This window comes from Acidimicrobiia bacterium (genome assembly GCA_029210695.1).
Classification (GTDB): Bacteria; Actinomycetota; Acidimicrobiia; order Spongiisociales; family JAHEDJ01; genus JAHEDJ01.
On sequence record JARGFH010000042.1, the window covers coordinates 21065 to 32979 of the forward strand.

Annotated in this window: 8 protein-coding genes; 4 read left to right on the plus strand and 4 right to left on the minus strand. The window is 62.9% G+C overall.

The features are described 5' to 3' along the window. Positions 1-83 precede the first annotated feature (83 nt). Complete coding sequence (fadJ, locus tag P1T08_13150) at positions 84-2252, minus strand: fatty acid oxidation complex subunit alpha FadJ (protein MDF1597020.1); 2169 nt, start codon at positions 2250-2252, stop codon at positions 84-86. After that, positions 2252-3559 carry an acetyl-CoA C-acyltransferase FadI gene (gene fadI, locus P1T08_13155; protein ID MDF1597021.1) on the minus strand — a complete coding sequence of 436 codons (1308 nt, stop codon included), beginning with the start codon at positions 3557-3559 and terminating at the stop codon, positions 2252-2254. The genes fadJ and fadI overlap by 1 nt, the downstream gene beginning before the upstream one ends. Positions 3560-3770: 211 nt before the next feature. Between fadI and P1T08_13160 the strand changes: the two genes are divergently transcribed. From P1T08_13160 to P1T08_13170, 3 genes are all read left to right on the plus strand, one after another. Further along, positions 3771-6011 (plus strand): DUF6351 family protein, encoded by a 2241-nt coding sequence (locus P1T08_13160; protein ID MDF1597022.1) that lies wholly within the window; start codon positions 3771-3773, stop codon positions 6009-6011. A 115-nt stretch (positions 6012-6126) separates the two neighbouring features. Next, a complete protein-coding gene (locus tag P1T08_13165; GenBank protein ID MDF1597023.1) occupies positions 6127-7143 on the plus strand; it encodes an LLM class flavin-dependent oxidoreductase in 1017 nt (338 codons plus the stop codon). 120 nt (positions 7144-7263) lie between these two features. Beyond that, positions 7264-7884 (plus strand): hypothetical protein, encoded by a 621-nt coding sequence (locus P1T08_13170; protein ID MDF1597024.1) that lies wholly within the window; start codon positions 7264-7266, stop codon positions 7882-7884. A gap of 15 nt (positions 7885-7899) precedes the next feature. On the opposite strand, the gene P1T08_13175 is transcribed toward P1T08_13170, so the two are convergent. Together P1T08_13175 and P1T08_13180 are read right to left on the minus strand one after the other, a co-directional pair. Further along, positions 7900-9240, minus strand: a complete 1341-nt coding sequence (locus P1T08_13175) for an MFS transporter (protein MDF1597025.1) — start codon at positions 9238-9240, stop codon at positions 7900-7902. Positions 9241-9390: 150 nt separating this feature from the next. Further along, positions 9391-10737 carry a prolyl oligopeptidase family serine peptidase gene (locus tag P1T08_13180; GenBank protein ID MDF1597026.1) on the minus strand — a complete coding sequence of 449 codons (1347 nt, stop codon included), beginning with the start codon at positions 10735-10737 and terminating at the stop codon, positions 9391-9393. A 245-nt stretch (positions 10738-10982) separates the two neighbouring features. Between P1T08_13180 and P1T08_13185 the strand changes: the two genes are divergently transcribed. Then, positions 10983-11642, plus strand: coding sequence for a hemolysin III family protein (locus P1T08_13185; GenBank protein ID MDF1597027.1), 660 nt, complete (start codon positions 10983-10985; stop codon positions 11640-11642). The last annotated feature ends 273 nt before the right edge of the window (positions 11643-11915 follow it).

Genomic DNA, 11915 nt, shown 5'->3' on the forward strand with positions numbered 1-11915 from the left:
GAAGGAGGGCGGGTCACGGCCAATGGCAGCTCAGTCGCGCTAACCCTTCCCCCGCCCGCCTTCTCGAGGAAGGCGATAGCGCCTCAGCCGGCAGCCCGGAACTTGTCCCCGTTCCTCGCGTTCTCGGTCAGGATCTTCGCCGGCGTGAAGCGGTCTCCGTGTCTGGCGGCCAGGTCTTCGAGATCGGATACCACCCGATCCGCTCCCACCTGGTCGATCCAGAAGAACGGGCCGCCTCGAAACGGCGGGAACCCCAGGCCCATCACTGCCCCGATGTCGCCGTCGCGAGCCGATCCGAGGATCCCCTCTTCGAGGCATCTGGCCGCCTCGTTGGCGAAAGCCAACCACAGTCGCTTCTGAATCTCGCCGGGCGAGATCTCGGTTCTCGGTCCGAGACCAAGCGCCGCGTAGACGGTTTGATCCACATCTCCGCGCTGGCCCTTGTCGTCGTAGAGGTAGAAGCCGCGGCCGTTCTTCCGACCCTTTCGATCGTCTGAGATGAGGCCCTCCATCATCGAGGGTCCGCGCATACGCTCCCCGAAGGCGTCGATGAGAATGACGGCGATCTTGGCTCCAACGTCGATGCCGACCTCGTCGGCGAGCAGTACCGGTCCGACCGGAAAGCCCCAGCCGACCATTGCCTTGTCGATGGCCTCGACGGAAGCGCCTTCGGCCAGGAGATACATCGCCTCGTTCGAGTAGGGCCCGAGGACGCGGGTCGTGTAGAACCCCGTCCCGTCTTTGACCACGATCACCGTCTTGCCCTGCTTCTTACCGAACTCGACCGCAGTGGCGGTTGCCCAGTCGGCCGTCTGGTCGGTCACGATGATCTCGAGCAACGGCATCTTGTCCACCGGCGAGAAGTAGTGCATGCCGAGCACCGTCTCGGGTCGGGACGAGGCCGAAGCAATGCTGGTGATCGGTAGCGATGAGGTGTTCGAGGCGAACACCGTGTCCGGCCGGGTGATGGCTTCGACTTCGCGAAGAATCGACTGCTTGAGTTCGATGTTCTCGAAGACAGCCTCGATGACGAGGTCGCTGTCTTCGAACCCGCGCCAGCCGGTCGACCCGGTGACGCGGAGCATTGCCTTCTCGCCTTCGAAGTCCCGCAGTCGCTTGCGCTTCACCTGCCCGCCAATGACCTTCTGTACATAGGCGAGGGCCCTCCCCACGCCGGCCGTGTCGATCTCTTTGATGCGAATCGGGGTCTGGGCCTTGAGTGTGGTGACCGCCGCGATTCCTCCACCCATGAGGCCGCCGCCGATCATCGCTACTTTCGAAACCTGCTTTGGTTCGACGCCCTGCGCCACCCAGGTCTCCCTTTCGAGGGAGCGAGAAGAGAAGAAGATCGATCGCAGTGCCAGCGATTCCGGTGAAACAACGAGCTCACCGAAGAACCTGGCCTCGGCGGCATACCCGGCTGCCGGACCGTCCTCGATGCCGATCCGAACAGCTTCGAGCGCCCGCTCGGGCGCCGGGTAGAGGCCTTTGGTCTGCTTCAGCAGCTTGTCCTTCGCCTGCTTGAACAAGACGTTGCGGCCAACAGGGTTGGCTTCGAGGGCTAGTTCCTGAATCCCGTCCATGGAGAACAAGCTGCGTTTCTTGGTGCGACCGTCCGGAGACTCGATGGCCTCCCGGGCACGGCGCGTTGCCACCTCCATGAGCTTCTCGGTCGGGACGACTTCGTCGACCAGTCCGAGGCTCTTTGCTTTGCGGCTGCGGGCCGGGCGTCCGGTCAGGATGAGGTCGAGCGCGTCGGCGATTCCGATCAACGCCGGGAGGCGCTGGGTGCCGCCTCCCGCCGGGATAATGCCCAGTTGAACCTCGGGTTGTCCGAGTTGGGTCTTGGGGTGGTCGGTGCAAATGCGTGACGAGGCGCACAGCGCCAGTTCCGTCCCGCCGCCGAGGCACGCCCCGGAGATGGCTGCTATGACGGGCTTGCCGTGTTTGGTGTGGAGTCGCTCCACCCGGGCAAACATCTCGTGGGCGGCGAGAATCGTCTTCTCTGCGCCGATCGCGTCGGTCAGTTCGGCGAACCAGCGGATGTCGGCTCCGACCAGGAAGTCCTTCTTGGCCGACCCCCAGACCACAGCCTCGATCGAATCGTCCGTCTCCAACCGGTCGAGGACGGTGTTGAAGTCGTCGAAGATGACCGGCCCGAGGGTGTTCATCGGTTCGCCGGCCCGGTCCATCAGGACCGTTGCGATACCGTCATCAACTGTCAGTTGGAAGTGGGTGAGTTCGTTGGTCATCAGCGCTCCAATACGACGGCGGCGCCGAGACCCCCGGCGGCGCACTGGGTGATCAGGGCGGCGCCCGAATCACGACGGTTCAACTCGTTGGCCATGGTTAGGAGTTGCCGTGCTCCCGTGGCGCCGAACGGGTGGCCGAGGCTGATCGACCCACCGTAGAGGTTGAGCTTCTCGGCTGGTATCTCACCGATGGCCTTCTTACGCCCGAGATGGGTGCTGGCAAACTCGTCGGACCCGAACGCCTGGAGAATCGACAGCATCTGCGCGGAGAACGCCTCATGGATGTCGACGACGTCGATGTCTTCCATGGTCAACCCTGCCCGATCGAGCGCAATAGGCGAGGCGAATGCCGGGCCGATCAGGAGTTGCCAGTTTGGGTCAACTGCGGCAAAGCCGTAGGACCGCAGGAATGCCTTCGGGACGAAGCCGAGCCGCTCGGCGGTCTTCTCCTCCATCAGAATGAGGGCCGAGGCGCCGTCCGTGAGCGGTGACGCATTGCCGGCGGTGACGGTGCCGTATCGCCGGTCGAACACCGGCTTGAGGGTTGACAGCTTCTCGAGGGTCGAGTCGGCCCGTGGGATGTTGTCACGCTCGACGACGGTTGTGTACCGCGGCGGGACGGGGAAGGCCATGACCTCGTCGTCATAGATGCCTTTGTCCCATGCCTCAACGGCCTTCTGGTGAGAACGGAACGCGTACTCGTCCTGCGCTTCACGGGAGATGCCGTTCATCCTGGCCATCTTCTCGGCACTGTCGCCCATACTTCCGCCGGTCGACCGGTCGGCGATGGCAGGCGGATGTGGGGCGAGATCCTTCGGGCGGAGGCCGGCCAGCGCCTTGACCCTCGACATCGGATCTCTGGCACTCTGCGCTTTCATCATGACGTCGACGAACTCATCGCTGAACATGACGGGTGGCCTGGAGAGCGAGTCGGCGCCTCCGGTGACGACGATGTCGGCCTCACCCAGCAAGATGGCCTGGGCGCCGTCGACGAACGACTGGGTGCTGGTGGCGCACGCCCTGCTGACGGAGAAGGCGTCCACCGTGTCAGGCATGTTGCATGAGAGAACGATTTCTCGAGCGATGTTGGGCGACGACACGTCCTGGACGACGCTCCCGTATACGACCCGATCGATTTGACCGCCGTCCAGACCGGAGCGGTTCAGCAGTTCCGTGACAACAGCCTGAGCGAGACTGAGGGTGGTGACGTTCTTGAAGACCGTTCCGGATTTGGCGAATGGTGTGCGGAGTCCGTCGACGATGGCGACTCGTCGCCCGTCTACGACTCCCGGCCGTTTTTTGGCCATGAACGCTCCTCGGGTCGGTTGTTACTCACCAGTATCGCGTGATCTTCCGTTTCTCCGCAATGCAATGGCGCGTGGTGATGCATTGCATTGCGGAGAAAATTCCGATTCCGCCTGCCAGTTGCGTTCGCGCGTTCGGTAGGTTCGAGGGGAGGAAGAAACGGGAAGGGTTCTCATGTCTGTGTTGCCCAAGGGACGATCCTCGTTCCGAATCATGCTCGTACTCATCGTGGTCGGCGCCATGGTGCTGGCCGTATTACCGGCGAGTGCGGCACCGAAGGCCGATCGCAACCGATCATATGCAATCGAGGTGTTGTCGAGTCCGGCCGATCTCGTAAGCGGCGGCGATGCGCGCCTGTCGGTGCGGGTGCCTCCCGGCAATCTCGATCGAGCGCGTATCCGCCTCAACGGTGAGGACGTCACCGACGACTTCCAGGTTGTACCCGGCACCTCGACTCTCGAAGGCGTGGTCGATGGCCTGGTGGTCGGCGAGAACCTAGTTCAGGTCCTGCCGAACTCGCGGGCCCGAGGCGCGGCGTCCTCGTTGACGCTCACCAACTATCCGATCTCGGGGCCGATGTTCTCGGGCCCTCAGCAGGAACCGTTTCTCTGCTCGGATGACGGCGATCGGGCCAATGCCGAACTCGGGCCTGCCATTGACGAGAACTGTGCGACTGAGACCGTTGTGTCGTTCAAATACATGAAGACCGGAGGGGGTTGGGGTGATTACGACCCGGTGTCACCGCCCTCCGATGTGGCGACAACCACCACGATGGACGGCGAGACGGTCGACTACATCGTCCGCTGGGAGCGCGGAACCATCAACCGCTTCATCTACTCGATTGCCGTGCTTTCTCCCGAGGGTCAAGATGCAGAACCCGACCTCTCCGCCTGGAACGGCAAGCTGATCTACTACTTCCAGGGTGGCGTGGCCATCGGTCACTATCAGGGTGACCCCAGCGGGAGCCGGATGCTCTACGACTACGGTCTCGGCAAGGGCTATGCCGTCGTCTACTCGACCGGGACGAAGACCGGCACGCACTACAACCTCGAACTGGGCGGCGAGACCGCCATCATGGTCAAGGACCGCTTCGTATCTGCCTACGCGAACCCCGTCTACACCGTTGGGGTCGGCGGGTCCGGCGGTGGAATCCAGCAGTACGTGTACGCCCAGAATCATCCCGGCCTGATCGACGCGGCCATCCCCCAGTATTCGTATCCCGACATGGTCACGCAGACGATCCACGTCGGTGACTGTGAACTGTTGGAGCGGTGGATCGACTTCGAATTGTTCTCCGGCGATGTCACCTGGGCCGATTGGGAGCATCGGAGCTGGCTCGAGGGCCTCAACGCCTCGAACTCTGTCTCCAATGGATTCATTTCGGTAATGCCGCCGGGGTATCCCGCCGGCTCATCAGAGTGCATCGAGGGCTGGCGGGGGCTATCCCCGCTTGCGCTTAACCCGCACTTCGGGACGGCTCCGGGGATCTCACCATCGGATCAAGCATCGACCGAGTGGACCCATTTCGCCGACTTGATCAACATCTACGGCTACGCCGCCGATGACTACGCGGCCAGTACCTGGGACAACGTGGGTGTGCAGTACGGGTTGCAGGCACTGGTCGACGGCAACATCACACCCGGCCAGTTCCTCGATCTCAACGCCAACGCCGGATCATGGAAGAACGAGCCCGAGATGGTGCAGGAAGGCTGCCCATTCATTGGTGCGCTTTGCTCCCTGGTCGATCCAACCGTCTCGCCACCGTTCCCGGGCGTCTGGCCGGATCAGATCGATGTGTGGTCGGCTCGCAACATGGCCTTGTCTCCGGACGGCGGGCTGACGCCGGCCCCTCGTAAAGAAGCGGATCCTGGCGCCATCGCCTCAGCCTTCTCGAGCGGGATGGTCAACGTTGGGGCCATTGAGATCCCGATGATCGACTGGCGTAACTATCTGGAGCGCGAGTTGAACATGCACAACTCGCACCAGTCGTTTGCCTCCCGGCAGCGTCTCTTGAATCACGACGGGGACGCCTCCAACCAGGTCATCTGGTTCACGGACGACGGCGTGTTCGATCAAACCCCGATGGCGTTCGAGGTGATCGACGAGTGGATGGCCAACATCGCGGCCGATCCGAAACGCCGGGTGGCGGTGAACAAACCGGCTGCGGCGGTGGACTCCTGCTTCGATTCGTCGGGCAATCTGATCTACGCAGGCGACGACGCCTGGTCGGGGATTCTCGACGGTGGTGCGCAGGGGACCTGCACTGCGCAGTTCCCCATCTTTTCCACCTCGCGGATCGTGGCCGGCGCCCCGATTACCGGTGACGTGTTCAAATGCGAACTTCAGTCGATCGAATCGGCGATCGCTTCGGGTATCTACGGATCGTGGACTCCCAACACCGCCGAGGTTGCCCAGCTGAACGCGATCTTCCCGACAGGGGTGTGCGACTACTAGGGAGGCTGGGAGAGGGGGTCGGTCGGGAAACCGACCGACCCCCTGCGTTCCGGGTGGTCGACCACGGGTTCGTTTCTCCCGGAAGCCCTTGTCTGATCTGCCCTAGGATCGCCACATGAACCTCGGATTCGGATTACTCAGCGCTCAGTTACGACCCGGCGAGGCCGATTGGTCGGCCACCTACGACGAGACCGTCCGGGTGGCGGTCGAGGCCGAACGGCTCGGCTACTCCTCGGTGTGGACCACCGAACACCACTTCGTCGACGACGGCTACATGCCGTCGCTACTCGTGGTGAGCGCCGCCCTCGCCGCCGTCACCGAGACGATCGAGATCGGGACGGGGGTCATCCTCGCTCCGCTTCACGACCCGATCCGCCTGGCGGAAGACGCCGCCACCGTCCAATTGCTCAGCCACGGGCGCCTGATCCTCGGACTCGGGCTGGGCTGGAGTCAGGTCGAGTTCGAAGGACTGGGCGCCGATCTGCGGTTGCGGGGCCGAGCGATGGACGAGATCCTCGAGATTCTCCCCAAGGCCTGGACCGGCCAACCGTTCCGGCATTCAGGTTCGGTGTACACGCTGCCCGAGGTCGGAGTCCGTCCCGCCCCGTCCGTTTCGATCCCGATCGTGATTGGTGGGAATGCCGAACGGGCCGTCCGGCGGGCAGCCCGGCTGACTCAGGGTTTCTTCGCCAACTCGGCGCCAGATCGATTCGTTCAACAGGTTGAGTGGATCCTCGAAGAACTCGACCGGGCCGGTCGGGATCCCGACGAGTTTCGTTTTATTCACTACTCGATCCTCTATCCAGCCGACTCGGAGGAGCTGGGCTGGAACGAGATCGGGGAGCACGTCTGGGCGATGGAATGGAAATACGACGACATGGAAGCGTCCGCCTCCCGGATCGGGCTGCCTTCACCGCCGCCGAAATTGCCCTCGGAGCACGAGAAGGAGTTCAGGCGGCGTTCTGCGTTCGTTGGACCCGCTGAACGAATCGTCGAGCAACTCCAATCGATCCGAGCTCGAGCCGGCGTCCCGGTGGAGTTCGTGGCCCGCTCGTACTTCCATACGCTCGATCATCAGCACCAGGTCGAGGTGATGCAGCGCCTGGCCGCAGAGGTCGGCCCACACCTCTGACCGGTGAGCTAGCGTCGAGTGCATGATGTCAGTGCATCGTCTCGTTCGTTGGGCGCTCCTGCTGTCAGGTACCGGCATCTTGGTGCGTCTATCGAGGCGTTCGGGAGTCACTGATGACGAGTGCGCGACGCCTTTCCCGGCGACGGGCTCATCCCGAACCCGATGATCGAGTGGACCCGGGCGACGACGATCAGTGCCACACCCGAGCAGGTCTGGCCGTGGCTCGTGCAGATGGGCTACGGGCGTGGTGGTTGGTATACGAATGAGCGCTTCGATCGGATCGTCTGGCGCATCGAGAACAAGAGTTCCGACGTGATACTTCCCGAGTGGCAGCACCTGAAAGCTGGAGACATCGTCCCCGACGGGCCCGGTTACGCGGCCCACTTCCGGGTGATGGAGGTTCGAACCCATGAGGCAATCGTGTACCACTCGATCCGGCATCCGTATCGGGGTCAGACGCTCGATCCGTCCGATGAGAATGCGCTGGCGGTACGTGAGCATGAGTTGATCGAGGGTGGCAACTATCTCGATTTCAGTTGGGTATTTGTGCTTCGCCAGCACGGATCGACGGCCACCCGGTTGTTGGTGCGGACCCGCGCCAACTTCGAGCCGCCCTGGGCGCGGCCGGCCATGGTTCCGCTCGGGTTGGTTGATCTCTTCCATGTGAGCACCATGTTTCGAAACATCAGACGGAGGGCAGAGACACGCCCGGTGTCACAACCGGCGGACACGGGAAGCTAGGACACCTCCGTCTGGTCAGGATTCGACGGCCGGCGTCTGAGCGGCGAGCGCAAGGCGCGCCTGATCAAATCGCGCCCTGGTGATCCCATACCGGAGCAGCACCAGAGCTGCCGCTACCAGGAACAGTCCGGGAATGAGGCCCAATGCCAATCGCACTCCTATGACTCCGGACTCGGTCTGCACGTCGGCGGATCCGTCGTAGCCGAATACCTGGAGGAAGACTCCGAGCAGCAGGCCGCCGAACCCGAGTCCGAGTTGATGGATCGTCAGCCACAGGCCGAAGAACACCGACTCGTGCCGCTCCCCGTACGCGAACTCATACCAGTCGACGAGATCGGGAACCAGTGATCCGGGGATCAGCAGATAGGCGGACATCGAAGCACCCAGCACCGCGGACCCGACGACGAAGAGAACGGTCGAGTCGGCATCGACGATCAGGCCAACGATTAGGAGGACGACGGCGGCTATGAGGTTGGCCGCTAGCAGCAGGTGCCGCTTGTCGTATCGGTGGGTGAGGCGGGTCATCAGCGGGACGAGTAGCGCGCCGACGATGGTGTAGGCCGCCACACTGATGGCGGCCAGGCCCGTGTTTCCCACGACGTGCTCCGCGAAGAACGGGAGGGAGGCGGCCAGCACACCGGTGGCGACGGCGCTGAGCAACTTGAACCACAAGAGGGTCGACACGTTCGGTTCCCGGGCGAGTGCCACATACCGCCGCAGCGGCACCCGGGTGATGTCGGAATCGTTCTTGGCTTCGAGTCCCTTGATGCTGGCGGCGGCGACGAAGATTGCGGTCGCGCAGAAGATGGCGAAGCCGATCGACATCCCGTGCAGTGCACTCTCTACTCCGTCTTCGTTGGAGACCAGCAGTGCAATGCCACCACCCGTGATGGTGCCGAACGACGAGAACATGGCTCGGAAACCGATCACCTGGGTGCGTTCGTCGTAGTCGACGGTCATGATCGGCACCATCGCCATGTAGGGAACGGCTACGAGGGAGTACGTGGTGGCGAACAAGAGGAGGGCGGCTGTGGCCAGGACGAAGGTGACCGTTTGGGAGGCACCCAGCGGCAGCCACCAGAGGAGGGCGAAACTGACTGCGAAGGGGATGGCCCCATACAGGAGGTAGACGCGTTTGCGGCCGTGGCGGGAGCGGGTGCGGTCGCTCAATATACCGATCAGCGGGTCGTTGACGCCGTCCCACAGCTTCCCGATCAACACCACGGTGCCCGCCGCCGCCGCCGATAACCCCACCACGTCGGTCAGATAGAAGAGGAAGAAGAACCCGAGGGCGAAGTAGGCGATCGAAAGCCCGAGGTCGCCGATGGCGTATCCGATCTTGGTTCGCCGCAACACGTCTGCCTACTCCCAGTCGTGGGTACCGGCTCATTGTCGCTTCCTCCGGGTGGGACTTCCATCGGGGAGATCCCTGGTTCAAATCGGGGGTGTCGAATAGAAGAGGAGCGGACCCCCGGGGGATCCGCTCCTCAGATTGGCGCGATGCGGTTATGGACAGGGTGTGGCGAGAATGTGACCGCCCGGTGTTGCGAAGTCGGTGAACGCACAACCGAAGTCCGGTGCAGCTACAGCAGCCGCATTCAGCCAATCGTCTCCTGCCGGCTTCACTCCGTACTCCACCCAGGCAACCAGTTCGGCAAAGGCGGTGGCGAGTTCGGTTCCTGTGAAGCCGCAGTGGTTTACGCCCCGAATCGCCCGTTGGACCAGCAGGTCGCTGTTTCCGCGCGCCGCCACTCGTTCGGCGTACACCACCTCGTTGTGCACCGGCACGAAGAGGTCACCGAGGTTGTGGAGCGTAAGTACCGGAATCGAGATGTCGCCCGAGATGACGGGCACCTGGGCGAGGCCGTTCCTGTGTCGACCCTGAGGGTCGGCGGCGATTCGAAAGATCGAGTCGTTGAAGGCTTGCTCCGCTCCCGTCAGCGCCGGATCGGTATCGAACTGGTACACCACATCGGTGTTGTCGAGGCCGACGCCCGGACTGCGGGGCAACGTACCGTCACCGATGGCCAGGTCGAACAGGAAGTTGCCGGGTCCGCTCGCAAACGAAGGGAACGTGTTCCAGAAGAACCATGCCTCATCGAAGTTTGGTCGATCGCCACCCGAGCGCAGCTCGGTCAGGTTCTTGAGGTTCTGCCCGTCGGCGTTGAGCGCGAACGGCCATCCACCGGGAAACGCCTCGAGATTCGCCTTGATAGCCGGAACCGTTGCACCAAGGTACGCGAGCGGGTCGACCGGATACGTAGATGTTCCAGTTCCGATCTGTTGCGCGGCCAGATTGAAGTCGAGGAAGTAGTCGAACAACTCGTAGTCGCCGAGCACTCCACAGAACGGCATGGCACCGTCGTAGGTATTCGGATATTGCTCGATCGCAACTGCGGTGACGTGACCACCCATTGAGGCTCCGGTGAGGTACACCTTGTCGGGATTGCCGACTATCCCGTTGAACCGCTGGGTGAGAGCGTGGGTGTCCTGCACCCCGGTCGTGATGTCGTAGTCGTTGCGGCTGTAGCTCGACGATGCCCAGGCGTATCCGCTGGGGATCAGGAAGTCGCGCAACGGGTGGTTGTCGACCGTCAGTTCGAGGTCGGTCCCGCGGAACCCGTGCGCCCACACCACGAGATCCCCGTTCCAATTGGCTGGGACTTCGATCCGGTATCCCGCCCCCTTGTGGACACCCCAGTAGGCGGTTGCCCCCGGTAGGGCGTCGAAGGGCAGCAGCGCCTCGTCGACGAAGTATTGCGGCTTCGGTCCGCCTCCGGCACCGGCTGAGGCCGCCGGTACGAGGGCGACGACCAGCATGGCCGCCAATGATGCAATCAGAGCCTTCTTCATGGTGGGTTCCTCCTCCCGCACAGCCGGTTGGGCCGACTGTGCTTCGAACCTAGTTGCAGCGGACTCGACGTGGCTGAGAGACCCGGATTTTCTTCCCCTCGTATGGTTGGGAGCTTCACTAGATTCGCTTTAGCCGTCGCGTGAGGGAGGACGACCATGGTGCTCGTGACCTATGTCGAGAAGCCGACGCCGCGGCGAAGTCTGGAGGCATGGCGTATTTGCTACCAGCTGGTAACTTACGGAGTATGACCATCGAAGAAGCAGCCAAACCCGCTACTACCAAGCCGAAACTGCGCGGGTGGCTCCATGCGGTCATGTTTCCCGTTGCGGTGGTGGCCGGGATCGTGCTCCTGGTGGTCGCCGGGACGACCGAGGAACGGATCGCCTCCGCCGTGTTCGCGATCAGCGCCGCTCTCCTCTTCGGCACGAGCGCGCTGTTTCACCGCGGCAACTGGTCTCCGCGGACCCACAGCCTGCTCAGGCGCCTCGACCACTCGAACATCTTCCTGATCATTGCCGGCACCTACACGCCCTTTGCGGTGCTGGCACTTCCTGAGAGCAAAGGGCGGGCTTTGCTCTGGATCGTATGGGCCGGTGCCCTGGCGGGGGTGGCCTTCAGGGTGTTGTGGGTGGGTGCCCCTCGCTGGCTGTATACGCCGGTATACGTTGCTCTGGGTTGGGTGGCCGTGTTCTACCTGCCCGACTTCGTGACGGGCGCCGGTGTCGCCGCGGTTGTGCTGATCATCACAGGTGGGGTGTTCTACAGCGTCGGAGCATTGATCTACGGCTTGAAACGTCCCAATCCGTCACCGCAGTGGTTCGGATTCCATGAGGTTTTCCATGCGCTGACGGTCGCCGCCTTCATCGTGCATTACATTGCGGTGTCGTTGGTCGTCTACGCCTAGGTGGCTCTCGATCGGGGGACGCAGCCGTCTTGATCGCTTGCGAGCAGGCCGGTTCTTGAGTGGCTTCGAACAGGCTGTGGTAGTGCCTATGAGGATCGTTATGGGCGGCACACGGTGGGGCTGGCAAGCACAGACCTTGACCTTCAGGGGCTTTGCAGTGGTCTATGAAGTGCGGGGTTCGTGTCGCCGTTGGCGGCTGTCAACACCGCCTGAAAATTGACCCCCTGGCACCGGTTGAAAATTGACCCCCCGGGCCGGGTTTTGGTCACTCTG

What these genes read in the sequence shown, in the direction of transcription:
- fadJ (MDF1597020.1), bottom strand. Translation starts at nt 2,252, where the DNA reads ATGACCAACGAACTCACCCACTTCCAACTGACAGTTGATGACGGTATC.
- P1T08_13165 (MDF1597023.1), top strand. Translation starts at nt 6,127, where the DNA reads ATGAACCTCGGATTCGGATTACTCAGCGCTCAGTTACGACCCGGCGAG.
- P1T08_13160 (MDF1597022.1), top strand. Translation starts at nt 3,771, where the DNA reads ATGCTCGTACTCATCGTGGTCGGCGCCATGGTGCTGGCCGTATTACCG.
- fadI (MDF1597021.1), bottom strand. Translation starts at nt 3,559, where the DNA reads ATGGCCAAAAAACGGCCGGGAGTCGTAGACGGGCGACGAGTCGCCATC.
- P1T08_13185 (MDF1597027.1), top strand. Translation starts at nt 10,983, where the DNA reads ATGACCATCGAAGAAGCAGCCAAACCCGCTACTACCAAGCCGAAACTG.
- P1T08_13180 (MDF1597026.1), bottom strand. Translation starts at nt 10,737, where the DNA reads ATGAAGAAGGCTCTGATTGCATCATTGGCGGCCATGCTGGTCGTCGCC.